The organism is Pseudoflavonifractor sp. 60, assembly GCF_009911645.1.
GTDB lineage: Bacteria > Bacillota > Clostridia > Oscillospirales > Oscillospiraceae > Lawsonibacter.
This window is the reverse complement of the sequence record NZ_QWKI01000199.1, coordinates 1-22,373: the sequence shown is the minus strand read 5'-3', so window position 1 is coordinate 22,373 and position 22,373 is coordinate 1. Positions and strand designations below refer to the sequence as shown.

General features: G+C 63.4%; 13 protein-coding genes. 12 read left to right on the top strand and 1 reads right to left on the bottom strand.

What is annotated here, in order from left to right:
- From D1646_RS19495 to D1646_RS19440, 12 genes are all read left to right on the top strand, one after another.
- A partial coding sequence (locus tag D1646_RS19495) for a collagen-like protein (RefSeq protein ID WP_201754771.1) occupies nucleotides 1-414 on the top strand: 414 nt, incomplete at its 5' end.
- Between the two features lie 57 nt (nucleotides 415-471).
- A complete protein-coding gene (locus D1646_RS19490) occupies nucleotides 472-1,560 on the top strand; it encodes a glycosyltransferase (protein WP_160638054.1) in 1,089 nt (362 codons plus the stop codon).
- Nucleotides 1,561-1,696: 136 nt separating this feature from the next.
- The gene (locus D1646_RS19485) at nucleotides 1,697-3,130 is read left to right on the top strand and encodes an SWIM zinc finger family protein (RefSeq protein ID WP_160638053.1); all 1,434 of its coding nucleotides are present in this window, start codon (nucleotides 1,697-1,699) and stop codon (nucleotides 3,128-3,130) included.
- Nucleotides 3,131-3,143: 13 nt separating this feature from the next.
- On the top strand, nucleotides 3,144-5,048 hold the full coding sequence (locus D1646_RS19480; RefSeq protein ID WP_160638052.1) for a HEAT repeat domain-containing protein: 1,905 nt from the start codon (nucleotides 3,144-3,146) through the stop codon (nucleotides 5,046-5,048).
- A gap of 13 nt (nucleotides 5,049-5,061) precedes the next feature.
- Nucleotides 5,062-6,975 (top strand): HEAT repeat domain-containing protein, encoded by a 1,914-nt coding sequence (locus tag D1646_RS19475; protein ID WP_160638051.1) that lies wholly within the window; start codon nucleotides 5,062-5,064, stop codon nucleotides 6,973-6,975.
- Between the two features lie 17 nt (nucleotides 6,976-6,992).
- The gene (locus D1646_RS19470) at nucleotides 6,993-8,840 is read left to right on the top strand and encodes a HEAT repeat domain-containing protein (RefSeq protein WP_160638050.1); all 1,848 of its coding nucleotides are present in this window, start codon (nucleotides 6,993-6,995) and stop codon (nucleotides 8,838-8,840) included.
- Nucleotides 8,841-8,852: 12 nt separating this feature from the next.
- Nucleotides 8,853-10,790: a HEAT repeat domain-containing protein gene (locus tag D1646_RS19465; RefSeq protein WP_160638049.1), complete on the top strand. Its 1,938-nt coding sequence runs from the start codon at nucleotides 8,853-8,855 to the stop codon at nucleotides 10,788-10,790.
- Entirely contained in the window at nucleotides 10,783-11,874 is a 1,092-nt protein-coding gene (locus D1646_RS19460; protein ID WP_160638048.1) for an AAA family ATPase, read from the top strand. The genes D1646_RS19465 and D1646_RS19460 overlap by 8 nt, the downstream gene beginning before the upstream one ends.
- A complete protein-coding gene (locus D1646_RS19455; protein WP_160638047.1) occupies nucleotides 11,874-14,162 on the top strand; it encodes a DUF5682 family protein in 2,289 nt (762 codons plus the stop codon). The genes D1646_RS19460 and D1646_RS19455 overlap by 1 nt, the downstream gene beginning before the upstream one ends.
- A gap of 12 nt (nucleotides 14,163-14,174) precedes the next feature.
- A complete protein-coding gene (locus D1646_RS19450; protein ID WP_160638046.1) occupies nucleotides 14,175-15,338 on the top strand; it encodes a VWA domain-containing protein in 1,164 nt (387 codons plus the stop codon).
- Nucleotides 15,339-16,004: 666 nt separating this feature from the next.
- Entirely contained in the window at nucleotides 16,005-20,600 is a 4,596-nt protein-coding gene (locus D1646_RS19445) for a M60 family metallopeptidase (protein WP_160638045.1), read from the top strand.
- A complete protein-coding gene (locus D1646_RS19440) occupies nucleotides 20,597-21,922 on the top strand; it encodes an S-layer homology domain-containing protein (RefSeq protein WP_160638044.1) in 1,326 nt (441 codons plus the stop codon). Before D1646_RS19445 ends, D1646_RS19440 begins: the two co-directional genes overlap by 4 nt.
- A gap of 152 nt (nucleotides 21,923-22,074) precedes the next feature.
- Here the strand turns inward: D1646_RS19440 and D1646_RS22875 are convergent.
- The coding region (locus tag D1646_RS22875; RefSeq protein WP_207709445.1) for a hypothetical protein at nucleotides 22,075-22,373 on the bottom strand (299 nt) is incomplete at its 5' end.

Genomic DNA, 22,373 nt, shown 5'->3' with positions numbered 1-22,373 from the left:
GGAGCCACAGGCGCTCAGGGTCCCACCGGTCCTGCTGGCGCTACGGGTGCGACCGGAGCCACAGGCGCTCAGGGTCCTACCGGCCCCGCTGGCGCTACCGGCGCAACGGGTGCTCAGGGTCCCACCGGCCCCGCTGGCGCTACCGGCGCGACAGGTGCTCAAGGTCCCACCGGTCCCGCTGGCGCTACCGGCGCGACGGGTGCTCAGGGTCCCACTGGCCCCGCTGGCGCTACCGGCGCAACAGGCGCTCAGGGTCCCACTGGTCCTACTGGTCCCACTGGCCCTGCCGGCCCTGATCTCATCCCTGGCCCTGCTGTGGCCAACTTGAGTACAGGGACCGGAACCCCGGAGATCGTAGCCAAGATCAATGAGCTGCTGGCGTCTCTCAGGACTGCTGGCGTCATCGCGGTCTGATTTCAGTCTGCCGGCGTCCTCGGATTGGGGACGCCGGTTCTTTCAAAAGGAGGATTTATGGGGAAATACATTGTATGTGTCTACGCTATCTGCAAAAATGAGGAGCAGTTTGTGGAGCGGTGGATGGACTCCATGTCAGAGGCGGACCGAGTAGTGGTGCTGGATACCGGTTCGGAGGACAGGACAGTGGAACGGCTGCGTTCCAGGGGGGCAGAGGTGACGGTAGAGAGGATTGTCCCCTGGAGGTTCGACGCCGCCCGCAACCGCTCTCTGGAGCTGGTGCCGGAGGACACAGATATCTGTGTGTGTACTGATCTGGACGAGGTCTTTCATCCCGACTGGCGGGAGGAGCTGGAACGGATCTGGATTCCTGGGGCAGGCCAGGCCTCCTACCGCTACACCTGGTCCTTCAATCCCGACGGGTCAGAGGGCGTCACCTTCTGGTATGAGAAGATCCACGCCCGCCAGGGCTACCGATGGGTCCACCCTGTTCACGAGGTGCTCAGATGGGAGGGACAGGGGCGGCCTGGCCCCATGGTACAGTCGGAGCTGATTCAACTGGACCACCACCCCGACCCCGCCAAATCTCGGGGGCAGTACCTGCCGCTACTGGAGCTGTCGGTGGAGGAGGAGCCAGAAGATGACCGCAACGTCCACTATCTGGGTCGGGAGTATATGTATCGGGGCCGCTGGGACGACTGTATCCGCACGCTAAAGCACCACCTATCTATGCCCACCGCCGTCTGGCGGGACGAGCGGGCGGCCTCTATGCGGTACATTGCGAAAGCCTGCTGGCAGAAGGGGGAGATTTCCCAGGCCCGGAACTGGTATCTGAGGGCCGTTACAGAGGCGCCCCACCTGCGGGAGCCCTACATGGATCTGGCTCAAATGCTCTATGGGCAGGAGGACTGGGCGGGGGTCCTCTACTTTACCGCCTGCGCCCTGGCAATTACGGTACGGCCCAGAAGCTATATCTGTGAGGCTGCCGCCTGGGGGAGTCTGCCCCATGACCTGCGTTCCATCGCCTTTTACCGCACCGGAGCCTTTCCGGAGGCAGTGGAGGAGGTGAGGAAGGCCCTGGCTGTCGAGCCGGACAATGAGCGTCTGCGGGGAAATTTGGAGCTGATGGAGAGGGCGCTGCGCTGAACTCTGGAACGCGCGTACGAAAAATGTGGAAATTCTCTGGCAGGAAATTGAAATGTGGCAGGCTCTGTGGTACAATAGACGGCACAAGGGGCCGGGCCTCACCATACCTATCCGGCCCAGGGAAGGAGCGGTTTATATGGAATTGACCGAACAATTGATCTTGCTGCAGGCCCCCGATCCCGCCGCCGCGGCCAACGGGCGGAAGCTGTCCCAGAAGGGAAGCTATACCAACCTACATAAAACCCAGGACGGGACCCTGTACTGGGGGGAGTGCGCCGGCAGCGGGAAAACGCCCTACCTGGTCTCCATTGATTGGACCAGTCCGGACGCGCCGGTGTGCCGGTGCTCCTGTCCCAGCCGGAAGTTTCCCTGCAAGCACGCCCTGGGCCTGATGTTTGAGCAGCTGGCCGGCAAGGAGTTTTCCCAGGCGGACATTCCGGAGGACATCGCAGCCAAGCGGGCCAAGCAGGCGGCCCGGGCGGCGAAGAAGGCGGCGGCGCCTGTCAAGCCCAAGAAGACCAACACCGCCGCCCAAAAGAAAAAGCTTGCCCGCCAGCTGGAGGGGCTGGACATGGCGGAGAAAATGGTGGATGATCTGCTTTCCGCCGGAGTGGGCACTCTGGCGGGCAGCTCCGCCCAGTCCTACGACAAGCTGGCAAAGGATCTGGGCAGCAGCTACCTCACCGGGCTACAGACCGCCTTAACCCGCATCGCCCTGACGGTGCGCACCGTGCAGAAGAAGCCGGACCAGGCGGAGACCGCCTATGCCGAGGCCCTGCGCCAGCTGGTGTTCCTGCGCTCCGCCATCAAAAAGTCCCGCGTCTTTTTGCAGGACAAGCTGGAGGCGGGCAGCTATTCCGCCGAGGACACCATGCTCTTCGAGGCCCTGGGCGGAGTGTGGAAGCTGGAGGACCTCCACGCCATCGGGGCCTTCCGGGAGAACGCCCGGCTGGTCCAGCTGTCCTTCGACGTCAGCTATGACGAGGCCAAGAAGGAGTATGTGGAGCGGGGCTGGTGGCTGGACCTGGACACCGGCCGCATCGACCAGACCCTGAACCTGCGGCCGGCCAAGGCGCTGAAATATGTCAAGGGGGATGACAGCCGCTTCGGCCTGCTGGAGGTCCCCACCCTGTACACCTACCCCGGCGAGGGCAACTGCCGCATCCGCTGGGAGTCCGCTGCCTCCCGCTCCCTGACGCCGGAGGAGCAGGCCGCTCTGCCCAAGCTGGCCCAGCCCGATCTGGCGGCGGCGGTGAAGGCCACCAAAAATCAGATCAAAAACACCCTCTTGCCCAAATTCCTGGCGGTTCTGGTACCTGTGGGGCGGCTTGGCAAAGTGGGGGAGACCTTTGTGCTGGAGGACCCCGCCGGGGCCCGGATCGTCCTGCGGGACCGGGCGGAGGACGGGGCGGACCACGCCTCCACCGCCCGGCTGGATATGCTCCCGGAGCCGGTCCCGGCGGGGAGCGCACTGTTCGGGCTGATGTTCTATGACGAGGCGGACAAGTCCATCTGCCTGCACCCCTACAGCGTCGTCACACCGGACAGGGTCATCCGGCTGCAATATTAAAGAGGTGGCGGTTATGAATTTACAGCCTCTTTACGATGTGAAGGAGCGGCTGGAGTGTGCCGCCATCGCCGGGACCGGCCTGCTGGGGGAGGATTTCCGGCTCCAGCGGGCGGCGGAGCAGTTAAAACCTCTGGGGGCGGCCAGCCCGGTATTTGGAAAAATCTCCGCCGGACTGGACAAGCTTCTCTCCGCTCCGGCGGGGGAGCGGGCCGGAGTGCTGCTGGACCTGCTGGCCCTGGCGGACGCGGTGGTCTACACCCAGGGACGGACCGGCCTTGAGGGGGAGCTGTCCCCCCTGAGCACCGGAGCGGGTTCCTGCCGGGATGTCTCCTACTGCCAGCTCCAGCCCCTGCTCACCGCCCTCACCACCACCGGCGGCGGGCGGATGGAGATTGTCCAGTCCACCTGGGAGAACCACCCCGAGTTTTTCAGCGATTTTCGGGTCCTGCCCGCGGTTGTCGCCGGGTTGGGGGACAGCTACATCGAGGTGGCCGAGCTGAACGCCAAAATTCTGCGGGGACTGGGCCCCGCCGCCCTGCCCATATTAAAGGAGGGCTTTGACCCGGCTGGGAAGAAGGAGATGGCCCGGCGGGTGGAGGTCATCTCCGCAATCGAGGGAGCAAATGCCAACCCCTGGCTGCTGGAGCTGCTGCCTGCGGCGAAAAAGGAGGTGCGTCCGGCGGTGCTGGCCGCCCTGGGGGAGGACCCAGACAACGCCGGGCTGCTGCTGGAGCTGTCCAAGACAGAGCGGGGGAAAAACCGGGATGCCGTACTGAGGGCCCTGGCCAGGCAGGACGGGGAGGCGGTCCAGGCCTTTTGGGCGGCAGAGACCGGGAAAAAGCCGGAGCAGGTGAGCTTCCTGGCGGCCAGCCGGACGGACTGGGCCTCCGACCTGGCCGCCGCCGCCTTCCGCAGTCTGCTAGAGGAAGCCCTGCCGGCAGACGGGCGTCTCGTTTTGATTACCTCCCAGGGAGTTTCAGCATTTAGAAGCTGCCGTGCCGCCATTCTGGGGAAGACCTCTCCCGCTATGCTGGACTGCTGGCGGTGGGTGGACCAGCACTTCGATCTGCTGAAAACGCTGAAAAGCGACACCAGCCTGCGATTCCGCCTGGGGGAGGAGTTGGAGAACTGGCTGCTGCTCAGCCTGTGCTGCGGAGGCCCGGGACCGCTGGCGGAGCTTTGTCTGGAGATGTGGGAGAAGCACCGAGACCAGCCTCAATATCTGCCCCACGCTCTGCTGGCCATGCTGCTGACCCGCCCCGCCGCCCAGGTCTTTGACACCTTTTCCCCCTATATCCTTACAGAGCAGCCGGAGTCCGGCCTGGAGGAGGGGCTGCAAAAAGCCCTGATGCAGGGGCTGGGCCAGGTGCTCTGGGACGAGAGCGTGAACAAATACCAGCTGCGCAGCTTTGATCTGGCCGAGCCCCTGGATCCCCGCTGGATCAAGCGGCTCACCTGTGCGGTCTGTCCGGGGAACATGGAGAACTATTTTCCCTTCGGGGGCGGGGACGGCGTGAGTGAGTTTGACTGGACCCTGATGAGGCTGGTCAACCCGGAGGACCCGGAACACCGGGCCTGCCTGATCCCCTATCTGCGCCGCCGCATGGGGGAGACCGGAAGCTGGTACAGCTACAGCCACTGGCTGCTGCGGTGCGGCGGCAGTCCCCGGGGGATGCTGGGGACGGCGATGAGGCGGAGGAAGAAATCCTACCTCTACCATCTGTGGCAGATGCTGTCCAAGGGGGCAGACACGCTGCCCGCCGAAGAGCTGGCCGGGCTGTGCCAGGAGGCGCTGGAGGCGGACTGTATGCGCACAGAGGACAGGGAGCTGGCCAGAAAAGTGATCCCCTGGACTATAGAGCAGCTTCAGGCAGACAAGCCCTTCCCGGAGTGGAGCGTCTGGTGGAATATGCGGTAGAGGAGGTGCAGTTATGAATTTACAGCCACTTTATGACCTGAAGGAGCGGCTGGAGAACGCCGCCATCGCGGGGACCGGCCTGCTGAGCGAGGATTTTCGGCTGACGCGGGCGGCGGAGCAGTTAAAACCCCTGGGGGCGGCCAGCCCGGTGTTTGGGAAAATTGACGCAGGCCTGGAAAAGCTGCTGTCCGCCCCGGCGGGGGAGCGGGCCGGACTGCTGCTGGACCTGCTGGCTCTGGCAGACGCAGTGGCCTACACCCAGGGGCGGACCGGTGCAGAAGGGGACTTGGAGCCTCTATCCGCTGGGCAGGGGCAGTATCAGGAGCTGTCCTACAGCCAGCTCAGCCCTCTGCTCACCGCCCTATCCACCACCGGCAGCGGTCGGATGGAGATCGTGCAGAGCAGTTGGGAGAATCACCCGGAATTTTTTACGGACTTTCGGATTCTGCCCGCCGTGGTAGCCGGTCTGGGGGACAGCTACGGGGAGGTCAGTACTCTTTGCGCCAACATCTTGAAGGAGATGGGCCCCGCCGTCCTGCCGCTTCTGAGGGAGGGCTTCGACCCCGCCGGAAAGAAGGAGATGGCCCGTCGGGTGGAGGTGATCTCTGCCATTGAGGGCGCAGAGGCCACCACCTGGCTACAGGAGGTGCTGCCCCAGACTAAGAAGGACGTCCGGGCGGCGGTGATCGCGGCCCTGGGGGCGGACCCGAAGAACATCTCCCTCCTGCTGGAGCTGGCCCAAACCGAGCGGGGCGGGAACCGGGACGCGGTGCTGGAGGCCCTGGCGAAACAGGACGGGGCGGAGATTGAAGTCTTCTGGAAGAGGGAGGTGGCGGAGCACAGCCAGTCCATGAAGCTTCTGGAGCCCATCAGCACGGATTGGGCCATCGAGCTGGTGACCGCTGGCCTTCGGGAGCGGTTGGAGAAGTTTCTGGACGGTGAGGAGCACCCCACTTATGAGGAGGGCACGGAGATCACCTCCTGGTGCTGGACCCTGGGGAAAAAGAACTCCCCCGTGATGTTGGACTTCTGGCGCTGGGCGGACAGCCATATGGAGGAAATCGACCGGATTGTGGATGAGAAGAACCGTTCATTTTTCTTTGGGGTGAAGCTCACCGACCGCCTGCGGGATATCATGCGCCTCACCGGCCCCGGGCCCCTGCGGGAGTTTTGTCTGGAGCTCTTCGACCGCCGTCCCGAGATGACCCGGTATTTGTACATCAGCTTTCTGGCCTCGCTTCTCTCCCTGCCGGCGGCGGGGGTTTTTGAGAAATTCGCCCCCTATATTCTGACGGAAGAGCCCGACAAGGACGCGGAGCGCAAAAAGACCCTCAATACGGTTTTGCTCCGGGCCCTGGGGGATGTGTGGTGGCATCATCAGGAGAAGAAGTATGTCGTCTTCGGCGGCCAGCCCACAGCTCAGCCGCTGGATGTCCGGTGGATTGAGCGGTTGACCCAGGCGGTCTGCACCGACGTGCCTAAAAGAGGCGGGGGTTCGCCATTTGCCTGCTACTGGGAAAATATTGCGGAATTTGACCTGACTATGATGCGGCTGGTCAACCCGGAGGACGAGACAAGCCGGAGGCTGCTGATTCCCTACCTCCGGAGGCGGCTGGAGAAGACCGCCCAGCCCTACACCTACAGCCGCTGGCTGTTCCAGCTGGGGGGCAGTCCCAGGGAGATTCTCGGCGGGGCGCTGGCGAAAAATTCCAAGGCCAACCACCTTTATACCGTGTGGCAGCTGATGTACGATACCTGGCAGGCCCTGGGCACGGAGGAGACCATCGCCCTGCTGGAGGAGGTTCTGGCCGAGGGTGCCTTTCAGAAGCAGGCCGCGTCCCACATCCAGAGGGCCATCCCCTGGACGGTGGAGCGGCTCCGGGCGGGGGAGGACTTCCCCTCTAATATTGAGTGGTCGAAGCTGTAGTGCGGGAGGTCATGAAAATGAATTTACAGCCTCTTTATGATGTGAAGGAGCGGCTGGAGAGCGCCGCCATTGCGGGCACCGGCCTGCTGGGGGAGGACTTCCGCCTCCAGCGGGCGGCAGAGCAGTTGAGGCCCCTGGGGGCGGCCAGCCCGGTCTTTGGAAAAATATCCGCCGGACTGGACAAGCTCCTCGCCGCTCCGGCGGGGGAACGCTCCGGACTGCTGCTGGACCTGTTGGCCCTGACGGACGCGGTGGTCTACACCCAGGGGCGGACCGGTGTTGCGGGGGAGCTGGAGCCTCTGGCGGCGGGCGCAGGGATTTACTGTGACGCCTCCTATCTCCAGCTCCAGCCCCTGCTGGACGCCCTCACCGGCGCCGGCGGCGGGCGGATGGGCCAGATCAAGGACGTCTGGACCCGGCACCCGGAATTTTTCCAGGATTTCCGGGTCCTGCCCGCCCTGGTGTCCGGTCTGGGGGAGAGCTACGCCGAGCTGGCCGAGCTGAACACGGAGATTTTGAAGGCCCAGGGACCCCAGGTGCTTCCCCTGCTGAAGGAGGGCTTCGACCCGGCGGGCAAGAAGGAGATGGCCCGGCGGGTGGAGGTGATCTCCGCACTGGAGGGGGCGGAGGCAACCCCCTGGCTGCGGGAGATTTTACCTCAGACCAAGAAGGACGTGCGGAAGGCGGTCATTCTGTCCTTGGGGGCGGACCCGGACAATATTCCGCTGCTGCTGGAGCTGTCCAAGACGGAGCGGGGCAGCAAACGGGAGCCTGTCCTCACCGCCCTGGCCGGGCTGGACGGCGAGGCGGTCCAGGCGTTCTGGAGCGCCGAGATCAAAAAGACGCCGGTCCATGTGGAATATTTGAAGGACAGCCAGACCCAGTGGGCCTCCGACCTGGCCGCAGCATCCTTCCGGGCGCTGCTGGAGGCCCTCCTTACAGCGGAGGGCCAGAAGGTTCAGATCACTGTGGAAGTGCTGGGGGCGTTGAACCGCTGCAAAAGCGCCGTTCTGGGGAAGAGCTCTCCCGCCATGCTGGACTGCTGGCGGTGGATTGACAGCCAGCTCCCCCTGTTTGGCAAGCTGAAACGGGCGTCCGCGGTCCGCCATGTGGACCTGGAGAACGGCCTGCCCACCTGGCTGCTGGACAGCCTGTGCGCCGCCGGTCCGGGGCCGCTGTGCGGGCTATGCCGGGAGCTGTGGGACCAAAACCGGGACCGGGCCCGCTATCTGCCCAATGCCATTTTGGCCGCGCTGCTCACCCGCCCGGCGGTGGAGGTCTATGAGGAATTTCTGCCCTATGTGGAGCGCTCCGTGGGTGTCCGCAAGGCCCAGAGCCTGAAGGATACCTTCGAGCACATCTTCTGGGACAAAAAGGACGGCTGCTATCGAATCTCCCACAATTACTACGATGTGATGGCCCGGATCACCGCCCGGACTTCCACATTGGCCGAACCCCTGGACCGGCGGTGGTTCGACCTGCTGTTCAAAATCCCCAACATGGAGGACAGCCTGTTCCGGCTGGTCCCCCCGGAGGACCCGGAGCTGCAAGAGAAACTGGTAAATTATCAGTGCCGGAAGATTCTGGCGGGCGGCTACTTTACTCCGAACAATGTGGCCTTTCTCCGAAAGCGCGGCATGACGGATTGGAAGGGCTTTTTGGATAAAAAGGTCCGCAAGGACGGCAGTCTGACCACCTACGCCGTAGCCAAGTTGTTAAATGAGACCTCCCTTACCGGCCCGGAGAAGGCCCAGGAGCTTCGGAATTTGTACAAGATCGTGCAGGAGCAGCACGCCGCCAACAAGCGGCCCACCTGGCCGGAGCAGAGAGTGCAGGAACTAATTGCCGCCTGGGAGGCGGAGTAAAAGAGGGATTTTATGAATTTACAGCCTCTTTATGATGTAAAGCAGCGGCTGGAGCAGGCCGCAATTGCGGGCGCCGGCCTACTGAGGGAGGATTTCCGGCTCCAGCGGGCGGCGGAGCAGTTAAAGCCCCTGGCGGCGGCCAGCCCGGTGCTTGGGAAACTGGACGCCGGACTGGAAAAACTTCTCTCCGCCCCGGCGGAGGAACGTTCCGGACTGCTGCTGGACCTGCTGGCCCTCACCGACGCGGTGGCCTACACCCAGGGGGAGACCGGCGCCGAGGGGGAGCTGATTCCTCTGGTGGCGGGGAGCGGAGACTATTGCGACGTCTCCTACAGCCAGATTCAGCCCCTGGTCACTGCCCTCACCACCACCGGCGGCGGGCGGATGGAGATTGTCCAGGAGTCCTGGAAGACCCATCCAGAGTGTTTTACCGACTTCCGGGTCCTGCCCCTGCTCATCGCCGATCTGGCGGACAAATTTTCCGGTCTGGCCGACCTGAATATGCGGATTTTGGCCGCTCTGGGCCCCGCTGTCATCCCGGTGCTGAAACAGGGCTTCAACCCCGCCGGAAAAGCGGCCATGGCCCGCCGGGTGGAGGCGCTGGAGAAGAGCGCCGGGGCGGGGGAGAATGCCTTTTATCTGGAGATGCTCCCCAAGTCCAAGGGGGAGGTCCAGCTGGCCCTCATCCGGGCCCTGCGCCACGACCCGGCCAACGGTCCCCGGCTGGTGGAACTGTGCCGGACCAAGAAGGGGGAGGCCCAGGAGACGGCATACTGGGCGCTGGTCCGTTCCGAGGCCCCGGAGGCCCGGCAGCACTATGCGGCCCTGGCCCAGGAGGACCCGGACCAGGCATTGAAGTACCTGCGGGGTGTGGACGGCCAGGACGGCTGGGCCAGCCATCTCACCGCCCGTCTCTTCCAGGCGGAGCTGGACCGGGTGGAAGAGGGCGCACCCCTGACCAAGAAGACCCAGAAGCGCTTTGCCCTGCTGCTGGCCACCTTGTGCGGCAAGCGTGGGGAGGTCTTCTGCCAGGTCTGCCGCCGGGGAGCCGCCCTGGGCCGGCTTCTGGAGCAGCCCATGGAGGGCAGCGGCGGGCCCATGCGGTTTGAGCTCTCCTACGGACTGAGCCAGGCGGCCAAGAACTGGAAAAACTTCCGCCCCCAGCTGGCCCTGGTGCTGGAGGGGATGCTGATGCGTTACCCAGACCCGGAGCTGCGGTCCCTGGCCCTGGAGCTGTACCGGGAGCATGGAGAATGCTGGCTGCCCGCCGCACTGCTGGCCCAGCTGTACGCTCTGGACAGCGCCGCCTGCTATGCCTGGGGGGAGTCGCAGTTTTATTGCTGTGACGGCGGCGCCCGGACCGTGGACCCGCAGGCGGTGGACGCCTATTGCCGGGTGTTCGGCAATGTGCAGTGGAGCGGGGAGCGGGGGCGCTATGAGATATCCCCCCTATGGAACTACGGCCCCGACGCCCCCTTCATAACCCCGATTGCCGAGCTGGACCCCAGGTGGTTCGGACTGTTTGCCGCCGCCGGAATCCGAATGAGGCACCTGCTGGTCAACCTGCTGCGGGGGCAGCGGGACCGTCCGGACATTCTGGCCCAGATGGGGGATTACCTCTATAACACCGGCGTCACCGGAGACAACCCCAACTATACCCATATGTACATCCAGGTGCTGGCCGGTTTGGGCTGGCGGGATTGGAAGGACTTTTTCGTAAAGCGGGGGGAGTATGTGGGCGAGCTGATCTATCTGGAGCTGAAAATGGGGCTGGAAGAGCTGCCCGTCTCCCTGGAGGAGCGGATTGAAGCGCTGGAGGCGGTGAGCCAACTGGGCCGTCAGGGGAAGATACACTTTAAATTTTACAACGGCTGGCCGGAGAAGGAGATCCAGAAGTGGATCGACCAGTGGAAGCTGGCCCAGGCGAAAGGAGAAACTGGAAATGGCTGACAAAAATGTACAGCGCCTCCCGGCGGAGGAACTCTATCAGCGGGAGATCGACGCCCTGATCTCGGTGGACAAGGACCCGGTCCCCACCGGGTGGCGGATGTCCCCCAGGGCGGTACTCCACTATATCACCGGGGAGTGTACCGTCAAGGGGATCCCCATCAGCGCGAAATACATCGGTGACTGGCGGCTGGTGGAGATCGCCATCGCCACCCTGCTCACCGACCGGGCCCTGCTGCTTATCGGTGAGCCGGGCACCGCCAAGAGCTGGCTCTCCGAGCACCTGACCGCCGCCATCACCGGCGACTCCACCAAGGTGGTCCAGGGGACAGCGGGCACCACCGAGGAGCAGATTCGCTACTCCTGGAACTACGCCATGCTCATCGCCAAGGGCCCCTGCCCCGAGGCCATGGTGAAAAGTCCGGTCTACCGGGCCATGGAGAGCGGGTCCATCGCCCGGGTGGAGGAGATTTCCCGCTGTGCCAGCGAGGTCCAGGACGCCCTGATCTCCATCCTGTCCGAAAAGCGGCTGTCCGTCCCCGAGCTGGGACTGGAGGTCCCCGCCCGAAAGGGATTTTCCATCATCGCCACCGCCAACACCCGGGACAAGGGGGTCAACGATATGTCGGCGGCGTTGAAGCGGCGGTTCAACATCGTGGTTCTGCCAACCCCCTCCAGCATCGACGATGAGATGGAGATTGTCCAGACCCGGGTGGAGGAGCTGTCCTGGGGCCTGGATTTGAACGCCAGTCAGCCCGACCGGGACACAGTGGAGCAGGTGGTCACCATCTTCCGGGAGCTGCGCTCCGGCGCGACCCTGGACGGCAAGCAGAAGCTGAAGACCACCTCCGGCGTGCTGTCCACCGCCGAGGCCATCTCACTGCTGGCCAACTCCATGGCCCTGGCGGGGAGCTTCGGGGACGGCAGCGTCACAGCCAAGGACCTGGCCGCCGGACTCCAGGGGGCGGTGGTGAAGGACGAGGAGAAGGACAAGGTGTGCTGGAAGGAGTATCTGGAGAACGTGATGAAAAAGCGGGGCTCCGACTGGCTGCCCCTCTACCGCGCCTGCCGGGAGCTGAACGGGTAATGGGCGGCCCGGTTTTGTTCGGGGTGCGCCATCTGTCCCCCGCCGCGGCCTTCCACCTGCGCAGGGCCCTGGACGCCCATCAGCCGGAGTTGGTGCTGGTGGAGGGCCCCAGCGACCTGAATGACCAGATGAAGTGGCTGTGCCACCCGGAGACGCAATTTCCCGCCGCCATCCTGGCCTACACCCAGACGCCGCCGGTGCGGACCATCCTCTATCCCTTTGCGGAGTACTCCCCGGAGATCCAGGCCATCCTGTGGGCCCACGAGCATCAGGTGCCCTGCCGCTTTATGGACCTGCCCTCCTCGGTATTTCTGGCCTTTCAGACGGCAGAGGCAGAGCGGGCCCTGGAGTCTCAGGAGGCGGACGGAGAGGAGGAGCCGGAGGAGGACCGCTCTAACACCACCGAGGCGGTCTATCGCCGGCTGGAGGAGCTGACCGGCCAGGACCACGACACCTTCTGGGAGCGGCACTTCGAGCAGCTGGAGGAGGACTATCAGGCGGCGGCCAACACCTTCGGGCGGGAGCTGCGCGCCAGCGTGGCGGATGTCCCCCGCTCCGCCGCCGAGACCCTGGTGCGGGAAGCCTTTATGAAGCGCTGCATTCAGGAGGGGGTGGAGGGCGGCATTTCCCCGGAAAAGATCTTTTGTGTCTGCGGAGCCTTCCACGTGGCGGGGCTGGAAGAGAACGCACCCATGACCGACGGGGAGCTGGCCGCGCTGCCCGCCGTGGAGTCCGCCGTAACGCTGATGCCCTACTCCTACTACCGCCTGTCAACCCGCTCCGGCTACGGGGCGGGGAACAGGGCCCCGGCCTACTTTGAGCTGCTGTGGGAGGCCATGAACGGCAAGGGGCTGGTCCAGGCCCCCTACCTCTACCTGACCCGCCTGGCCGCTGCCCACCGGAAGGCTGGCAATCTGGTGTCTGCCGCTGAGGTCATCGAGGGGGTGCGCCTGGCCCAGGTGCTGGCCGGGATGCGGGGGAGCCGGTACCCGGTGCTGGCCGACCTGCGGGACGCCGCCGTCACCACCATGGGCCACGGCCACTTCTCTGAGCTGGCCCTGGCGGCGGCGGACACCGAGATCGGGACCAGGATCGGCAGTCTCCCCGAGGGTGTAAGCCGCACCAGCATACAGGAGGACTTTTACCGGCAGCTCAAGGCTCTGCGTCTAGAGAAATTTCGTACCGCTCAGACCCAGCGGCTGGAGCTGGACCTGCGGGAGAAGCTGAACGTAAAGTCGGAACAGGCGGCCCTCATGGACCTGCGCCGGTCCTTCTTCCTCCACCGCCTGCGGGTGCTGGGGGTCCACTTCGGCCAGCTGCTGCCCTCCCGGCAGGAGGGGGCCAACTGGGGGGAGTATTGGGACCTACGCTGGACCCCGGAGGCAGAAATCGAGATTGTGGAATCCGCCCTGCTGGGGGACACTGTCGAGGGGGCGGCGGCCTTCGCCCTGAAGGAGCGGGGGGAGGAGAGCACTTCCATCGCCCAGGCTGCCTCCATCTTTGAGGACGCCTTTCTGTGCGGGATGCCCGAGGCGGCGGCCCACGCTCTGGCAGTGCTTCAGAGTCTCAGCGTGGACGCCGCCGCCCTGGCCGATGTGGCGGAGACCGCTTCCCGGCTCAGTCTGGTGGTGCGCTATGGCGATTTGCGCCGCTTCAACGCCGCTCCGGTGGTTCCCCTGGTCAAGCAGCTCTATCTGCGGGCCTGCTTCACCCTGGAGGACGCCTGTATCTGCGACGTCCAGGCCGCCCCCGCCGTGATCCGGGCCATGGACCAGCTGAACCTGCTCCAGCTCAGCCACGAGTTTCTGGAGGAGGATCGCTGGCTGGAGCTGCTGGCGGAGGTCTCCGACCGGGACGACCTGAACACCCGCTGTTCCGGTTTTGCAATGGCCATTCTGCTGGAGCGGGGCAAGGCGGACGAGGGGCTGCTGGCCCGGGAGGTGGCCCGGCGGCTGTCCCCCGGTGTTCCCGCCGACCTGGGGGCAGGGTGGTTCGAGGGGCTGGCAGGGAAGAACCGGTATGCCCTCATTGCCCGGCTGTCCCTGTGGCGGCATTTGGACGATTACCTCAGTACCTTGGACGACGAGGCCTTCCGCCGGGCGCTGGTCTTCCTCCGCCGGGCCTTTTCCGATTTTACCCCCTCTGAGAAAAACGACATCGCGGAGAATTTGGGGGAAATTTGGGGTGTCAACCCCCAGCAGGCGGCGGAGCTGCTGATGAACGACACGACGGAAGTCGAGCAGGCGGTGCTGGACAGCCTGTCCGACTTCGATTTTGACGACATATAAGGAGGGGCCGCAATGTCACAGACAGAACAGCTCAGCCGCTGGCGGCTGATTTTAGGCACAGAGACGGAGCAGTCCTTCCAGGGGATGGGGGGCGTTCCACTGAGCGCGGAGGAGCTTCTTATGGACTCCGCCCTGGGGGCCATTTACGGCGGCCCTGGGGAATTTGGAGGCGGCCCCGGCCAGGGAGCAGGAAAGGGGCCGTCCTCCCCGCTGCTGTCCAAGTGGCTGGGAGACCTGCGGTCCCTCTTCGACCCGGAGACAGTGGCGGTGGTGCAGAACGACGCCATTGAGCGCAAGGGGCTGAAGCAGCTGCTGCTGGAACCCGAGCTGCTGGACAACCTGGAACCCGACCTGAATATGGCCTCTACGTTGCTGATGCTCAAGGACCAGATCCCCAAGAAGTCCAAGGAATCTGCCCGGAAGTTTATCCGCAAAATAGTGGAGGAGATCAATAAATTGCTGGAGGACGACGTGCGCCGGGCGGTGACAGCGGCGCTGAACCGACGGGCCCACTCGCCCCTGCCCTCCGCCGCTGCGCTGGACTTTCCCTATACAATTCGGAGGAATTTAAAAAATTACAACGCAGAATTAAAAGCGGTCATTCCGGAGCGGGTGTGGTTTTTCGACCGCGCAAGCCGAATCAACCGGTGGCACGTCATTCTGGATATTGACCAGAGCGGTTCCATGGGGGCGTCCATTCTCTACTCCTCAGTGATGGCCTGCATTCTGGCCTCCATGACTGCCGTCCGGACCAGTGTGGTGGCCTTCGACACCCAGATCATGGACCTGACCCCCCTGTGCGACGACCCGGTGGACCTGCTTTTTGGCTTTCAGATGGGGGGCGGCACCGACATTGCCAAGTCCATCGCCTACTGTCAGGAGTTGGTGGAGTCGCCGGATAAGACCCTGTTTTTCCTCATCTCCGACCTGGACGAGGGAGGCAACCGGGCAGCCCTGCTGCGGCGGCTGGAGGAGATGAAGTCGTCGGGGGTTACGGTGATTGTCCTGCTGGCCATTGCCGACGGAGGTAAGCCCTACTACGACGCCCAGACCGCTCAGCGGGTTGCCGCCATGGATATCCCCTGCTTTGCCTGCGCCCCGGAGCGGCTGCCGGAGCTGTTGGAGCGGGCGCTGAAGGGGCAGGGCCTGGAGAGCCTTGCGGTCCACAGAGGATAAATAAAAATGTGACTGCCCCTTCGGGGCAGTCACAAAATAAAAACACACTGTGTAGAACAGTGTGTTTTTGCATAATTATAGGACTTCAAGAAAGTTAGTCCTACCAACGTTTTGCAGACCGCCGGCAAAAGGTTTTATTCCCTAGATAAGTCAAAATATACTTATTGACTTCTGGATATTTTTAAGCCCATTTTTCCGAATCCCTATGTCTGTTATGGAAGTACATATTTTTCCACTGATGTCTGGAACACCTTCTATCCCGGTCTGCCCAAAATGCGGCTGCACCCTAAACCGTGAGTACATGGCCTATTGCAGTAGCTGTGGCCAGTGTCTCTCCTGGAGGTATCTCAAGAATGCGTCGATTGTGATTTGTCCATAACCTTTTGCATCCTCGTCCAGTCAACCGCTTCCCTGCTGTTGGCCTTTTTGTCATACCCTTTTCCATTCATCTCATTTTTTATTGGGGGGCTTGAATTTTTATTTGCAGACTTTCCTGTGAGTTGAAGGTGTCAATTTTTTCTCTGATAACATCAGCATGTCTATGGACTGCTTTGCAAACAGCGCCTGTATGCAAAAAACATTTGCCATTCTTTGGACAGTCTGGTAGAATAGGGGCAGCCCAGCGCTGCGGGATGCCGGGCGCAGACTACAAAGGAGAAGAAATCCATGAAACGACACAAAAAAATTGCGGCCGCCCTAGTGGCGGCGTCTATGGCGCTGTCCATGCTCCCCACAGCCTGGGCGGCGGAGCCCGGCGGCGCCGGGACAGGAGAGCTCCAGACCACCGTGCGCCTGGACTACAGCCAGGAGCTGTCTGTTTTGCAGGCGCGGGACATTCAGGCCGAGCTTTTGCAAAATGGCCGCTCCCTGGGGCAGATCAGCATGACCAGTCAGGCCAGCGGCCAGTTGGACGGCCACCCCGCCCAGGTGGAGCTGCGGGACCGGCTGGGGGGCGCACTCACCGGCAGCGCCCTGCCCGGCGCCCTGGACCTGACAGTCAGCGATCTGCCCGCTGGGCAGTACACCCTGCGCTTTACCGGCGAGGGGTATACCACTTGTGAGGTTCCCTTCGCTATCGGCGCGTGCAGCCAGTATGTCGAGGTGGGCACCGGCGACGGCACCTTTGCCTTGGGCGACCTGGACGCCAACGGTCTGGTGGACGCCAAGGACCGGGAGCTTCTCAGCGCCGCTCTGGGCAGCACCGCCCGGGCCGACCTGGACCGGTATGACCTGAACGGCGACGGCCTGATCGACATCGTGGACCTGGCCTGCGTCAACCGCAATGTAAACACCTCCGGCGGACAGCCCACCGTGCTGGACACCTTTTGTTTGGGGGGCCTGGTCGATGAAACTCAGGCCGCTGCGGATCTGTCCGCTGCCGGTACCTTGATGACCGGAAGTCTGAACGATATACTCCAGGACAAGGGTTCTGCCGTCTTTGCAACTACCAGCGGCCAGGGGGACATCCGCATCCCCGTACCCCTGGCGGAGACGGTTACGGCGGAGAATCTCCAGATCGTCACCCCCGACACCGCCGCCGGGGCCATCCAGGCCGGAACGGTGGAGGTGGAGTACGACGGCGGCACCATCTCTCGGAGCTTTTCCGTCGGTGACGCCAGCGTCCCCCAGGTCCACGCCATCACCCGCACCCCGGGGACCAATGTCATCACCATCCCCCTGGGCCAGCGGGTGGCGGTGAAAAAGGTGACCATCACCGTTACCAAAACGGCCCAGGAGGAATACGCCGTGGTGGAGACCATCCGGTTCCTGCGGGATATCATCCCGGAGGATCTGGTGGAACCCAACAGCCAGGTCAAGGACCTGACCGCCGCCGCCGGGGACGCCAAGGTGGACCTGAGCTGGACCCGGCTGACCAACGTGTCCGGCTATCTGGTGGAGTACTGGCAGCAGGGCCAGGAGAGCGCCCGCCGTCAGCTGCGGGTGAACGTGCCCCAGGCGCAGGTAAGCGGGCTGTCCAACCTGAAGACCTACTGCTTTACCGTCACGCCGGTGGACGGCAGCTGGCAGGGCCAGAGCTGCACGCCGGTGGAGGCAATGCCTCAGCCCGCCAAGGCCCCCAACGCCCCGGAGATGGTAAACATCACCGCCCTGGACAGCCAGCTTGTGGTTTCTTGGAAGGCAGCGGAGAACGCCACCAGCTATGAGGTGTACCTCACCGACCAGCCTAACGCCGCCGCCTCCAGCTACCGGCAGGTAGGGGGAGAGATCACCGGGACCCAGCTGACCATCTCTGAGCTGACCAACGGCACCACCTACTACCTCTACATCGTGGCGGTGAACAGCGTGGGCAGCAGCGCGCCCTCCCACGTCTACTCCGGCGCGCCGGTGGCCACCGACTACAGCCGGCCCGAGGGCATCCCCACCCAGGGCGTTCTGGACAACTCCGAGATTGCGGACATTGTCCTGGCCGACCCGGGCAACTACGACCCTAATCAGTACCCCGACACGCCCTTCTCCATCCAAAATGTGATTGACGGCGACTTCCACACCCACTGGACCGCCCGGAACTGGAGCCGCAACGAGCATGTAGAGGTCACCTTTACCCATCCCGTGGACCTGAGCGCCGTGATTTGGGTTCCCCGTCTGGACGGGGCCTATCCCAGCAACCTCCGGGCCTACAGCGTCCAGGTCTGGTACAACGGTGAGGACTTGACCCAACCCGGCCACCTGCTCACCGACGGCGTGGACCGGGGCGGCGTGGGCAGCGATTCCGATGTGCTCACCTGGCCCAACATCCCCAACCTGAACGAGATCTCCACCTCCCGCTTCGCCATCCTGCCCTTCGGCCCGGCGGAGAACATCGTAAAAATCAGCGTGGCGGTGGAACAGCGGGCCTACAACATCGTCAGCCTCTCCGAGCTGATGTTCCTGGAGTACGACCCGGAACACTGTCTGCCTGACAATATCGCCGCCCTCTTCGCCGACGAGACCCGCACCTGCCTGGCTGAAGGTGTGACCCAGGAGCAGATCGACGGTCTCCGCGCCCGGCTCAGCAGCGACGAGCGCTATTATTACATGAACTTGAACACCCTGGCCGATGAGCTGACCTTGGCTCAGGAGCTGCTCACCACCGGAGCCTCCAGCGGCGTGATCGTCACCGGCATCCAGTCCCGCAGCAGCGCTGCAGACGGGGCCAAGTACGGCCAGGGGGGCAGCAATCTCCAGCCTCTGGGTGCGGCCGCCAAGGCGGGACAGGAGATCACCGTCTACGCCTCCGGCATCCCCGACGGCGAGAGCCTCACCCTCTGGGCAACCCAGTTCAACACCGAGGTTTCCGCCTGGCAGAGCCAGGTGGCCACCCTCACCAATGGGCGGAATATCCTCACTATCCCTAAAATCGGCAGCCAGGATACCCCCAGAGGCGGCAGCCTCTACCTCACCTACAGCGGCGCCAATCCGGAAGGGATTCAGCTCCACCTCCGCCGGGCGGTGGATATCCCCCTGCTGGAGCTGTCCGACTGGTACACCGTGGACAGGCCTGCCCGCCAGGCCCGGATCACCGCCTATGTGGACGAGCTGAGTGCCTATGTGTCCGCCCTAGGGACCAGCAATCTACAGACCAACTGCCTCAACGTCACGGAAATCTCCATGCCCACCGTCCTGCTTTCCCTGCCCGCCGCTGCGGTCTGGGGGGCCAACGGCCTGACCGTGGAGGGCAAGGCGGAAAACCTCTACCAGAATGTCCTGGCCTGGGAGGACCTGATGCACATCTGCAAAACGACCCAGGGCATCGACAACACCTATGCAAACAACGATATGACCTCCCGGCAGAATATCCGCTGTATGCAGATGTTCAGCGGCGCGTTTATGTACGCAGCGGGCAGTCATGTGGGCATCGGCTACGGTTCCTGTGCCGGTGTGGTCAGTGGACGGCCTATCTCCGCGCTGGCCGACGGCGCCACTGGCAACAACCTCTTCGGCTGGGGCATCGCCCACGAAATCGGCCACAATATGGACAAGCTGGGCCGGGCGGAGATCACCAACAACATTTACTCCCTGATGGTCCAGACCTATGACGGAAAGCAGAACACCTTCACCTCCCGCCTGGAGGCCGGCGGCAAGTACCCCGCCATCTTCACCAAGACCGCCCAGGGAATGCCCGGCGAGTCCAACGACGTGTTTGTCCAGCTGGGTATGTACTGGCAGCTCCATCTGGCCTACGACGGCGGAGACAAGCCCATGGACTTTTATAACCGCTTCTTCAAGGCCTGGAAGGCGGGGACCTATACCAAGGACTTTACCGGTCTGAGCTATGATGAGCGGGTGGCCCTCACCGCCTCCGGTACGGCAGGCAGGGACCTGACCGCATTCTTCACCCACTGGGGGATGGACCTGAGCCAGGCGGTGAAGGACCAGCTGGCCAGCTATGACCCGGAGGACCGTGCAGTGTGGTACCTCAGCGACCAGAGCCGCCGTGACCGGCTGAACAGCGTCTCCCCAGCTAGCGGGACCATCGCCGTCCAGGCGGAGCGCACCGGGGATATGACCATCGAAGTCACCATTACCCCCAACATCACCGGAAGCGTCCAGGGCTACGAAATCTGGCGCAACGGTGAGGCCATCGCCTTTGTGCCCGCCTCCAGCGGCGGCGAGGCCGTCACCTACACCGACGCCATGGGCTCCGCCGGAAACCGGCTGTATACCTACCGCGCTGTGGCCTACGGCGTCCAGGGCGAGCAGATTGGAGAGGCCACCGCTGAGGACATTTTGCTTGACGGTCTGGAGGGCGACGAGGTAGCCTTTATGAAGACGGGCACCCTGGGCCTGCTGGCTGAAGATTACCGGTACGGCACCGAGGAGGACGACGTGATTGCCGCTGGGAGCATCGTCATCACCGGCACCTATCGAGGCGACCCCGCCTTCCTCACTATGGAGGTGATGGGCCGGTTTACCCAGGCCCTGGACCCCAACATGGAGGATGTAAAGACGGAAGAGCGTCCCATTAACGGCTATGTACTCTTCTTCGCGGAGGTCCCGGAGGAAGAGGGGCCGTTGGGAGAGGTCAGCGACGGTATCTTCCTCTTTGTCCCCGACCTGGAGCGGGAAGCCCAGCTCCAGGAGGGTGAGGCCAGCCAGTGCAGCGGCGTCAACCTCCTGCCCAGCCAGATCCAGGCGGTGCTCTACCGCACCGACATCGCCACCGACGCCAGCAGCAAACGGAAAACCGCAGAGACCATGTGGATTTATACCCCCGGTGGGATCGACTTGCCCACCATCGTATTGGAGGGCGCCGGCGAATGAAAAACCGAATTTTTTCGATGCTGACGGTCCTGTCCCTGACCCTGGCTCTGTTCTGTCCGGCCGCTTACGCCGCCACCCTGCCCATCCTGCTGATGGAGCAGGGGGGCGGCACCGGCAATGCCCAGCTCACATTGCAGGACCTGGGAGATCAGCAGATCTCCAGCATCCAGCTGGAATTGAACCTTAGCGGCAGTTTTCCCAAGGCAGACTTCCAGCTCAGCCAGTCCATTTCCGAACAGTACAGCTACTGCCGCAGTGAGCAGTCCGGCGGACAGACCACCGTCACCATCTATATCGATGGCCCCCAGTCCATGAATCGAACCGGTACCATATCCTTGGGCAGCCTGTCCCTGGGCGGCAGCTACACCACCCCCAACTCCGCCCGGCTCACGATTCTGGACCGGAGCCTGGTATCTACCACCGCCAACATCGCCGTACGGGGCAGCGACGGCAGCAGCGGAAGCGGGACTGGCAGCGGCAGTGGGACCGGCAGTTCTTCCTCGGATTCCGACGGGAGCTACACGGTCCGGACATCTAGCGGAACGGGCGGCACGATCTCGGTGTCTTCCAGCCGCGCCAAGCCGGGCGCTGCCATCACCATCACCGTCCAGCCGGACTCCGGTTTTGTCCTGTCGGAGCTCTCCGCTGAAGCGTCAAACCGTCAGCTCCAGCTCAGCAGCCAGGGGAACGGCAAATATACCTTCTCCATGCCCGCCGCTAACGTGGCAGTCAAGGGCTCCTTCGCCCCTGAGTCCACCAGTACGCCCCTCCATTTTGTGGACGTCCCAGAGGGCATCTGGTTCTACGACGCCGTGGCCTACGCCTATGAAAACGGTCTGATGTCCGGCACCGGCGCCGACACCTTCAGCCCCAACCTGTCCACCAGCCGGGGCATGATCGTTGCCATCTTGTACCGGCTGGCGGGTTCTCCCCAGGTAGGCAGCGCCAGCTTTACCGACGTGGCCGACAGCCAGTACTATGCCAAGGCGGTGGCCTGGGCCTCCTCCAACGGAGTGGTCAGCGGCTACGGCGATGGCCGCTTCGGGCCGGACGACTCCATCACCCGGGAACAGCTGGCTCTGATCTTCCGCAGCTTCGCCCGGCTGAACGGGGCCGACGTAAGCGCCCAGGCGGACCTGTCCGGCTTTGCCGATGTGGGTAGAGTTAGCGCCTACGCCCTGGAGGCGGTGAGCTGGGCCCACGCCCAAGGCCTGATTAACGGCGTCAGCTCCTCAGAGCTGGCCCCCGGCGGGACCGCCACCCGCTCCCAGGCAGCGGTGATTCTGAAGAGCTTCTGCCAGAATATCCTGCACAGCGACTGATACTGTTTCCGGGTCAAAAATTCTGGCAATCGCTCGCTGTGGGATGAAAACGCCATCTATATAACGAGTGGCTTCCTTTCGGCAAGAGGTGCTCCAAATACGGCTGTATTCGCAAGACCCTCAGCGGCTGTGAGTATGAGTGTCCTCACTCTCTAGTTTTCGATATAGCTCTGTTTGCGCAAAAAAACGGCTGGCCCGGTGAGGCCAGCCGTTTTTTGTTGCAGCTCCAAAAATCTTCTATGGTGGGGGTGGGGACCATAGTCAGTGAGCAAACACTTCCCTTCGAAGATTGTTCCATCTTGCTTTTCTCCGCCAATCAACCGGGAATGATAGGTACAGCGGCGGCCAAAGAGTGTGGAATGCCGCTGTCCACCTTCCGCTGCCGGGCAGCTGCGGAAATGCTGATCCAACATAAACAAGGGCGTATTTTGCAGAAAAGTGTACTTTTTTG

Coding starts and splice junctions, on each gene's coding strand:
- D1646_RS19490 (WP_160638054.1), top strand. CDS start 472: ATGGGGAAATACATTGTATGTGTCTACGCTATCTGCAAAAATGAGGAG.
- D1646_RS19485 (WP_160638053.1), top strand. CDS start 1,697: ATGGAATTGACCGAACAATTGATCTTGCTGCAGGCCCCCGATCCCGCC.
- D1646_RS19480 (WP_160638052.1), top strand. CDS start 3,144: ATGAATTTACAGCCTCTTTACGATGTGAAGGAGCGGCTGGAGTGTGCC.
- D1646_RS19475 (WP_160638051.1), top strand. CDS start 5,062: ATGAATTTACAGCCACTTTATGACCTGAAGGAGCGGCTGGAGAACGCC.
- D1646_RS19470 (WP_160638050.1), top strand. CDS start 6,993: ATGAATTTACAGCCTCTTTATGATGTGAAGGAGCGGCTGGAGAGCGCC.
- D1646_RS19465 (WP_160638049.1), top strand. CDS start 8,853: ATGAATTTACAGCCTCTTTATGATGTAAAGCAGCGGCTGGAGCAGGCC.
- D1646_RS19460 (WP_160638048.1), top strand. CDS start 10,783: ATGGCTGACAAAAATGTACAGCGCCTCCCGGCGGAGGAACTCTATCAG.
- D1646_RS19455 (WP_160638047.1), top strand. CDS start 11,874: ATGGGCGGCCCGGTTTTGTTCGGGGTGCGCCATCTGTCCCCCGCCGCG.
- D1646_RS19450 (WP_160638046.1), top strand. CDS start 14,175: ATGTCACAGACAGAACAGCTCAGCCGCTGGCGGCTGATTTTAGGCACA.
- D1646_RS19445 (WP_160638045.1), top strand. CDS start 16,005: ATGAAACGACACAAAAAAATTGCGGCCGCCCTAGTGGCGGCGTCTATG.
- D1646_RS19440 (WP_160638044.1), top strand. CDS start 20,597: ATGAAAAACCGAATTTTTTCGATGCTGACGGTCCTGTCCCTGACCCTG.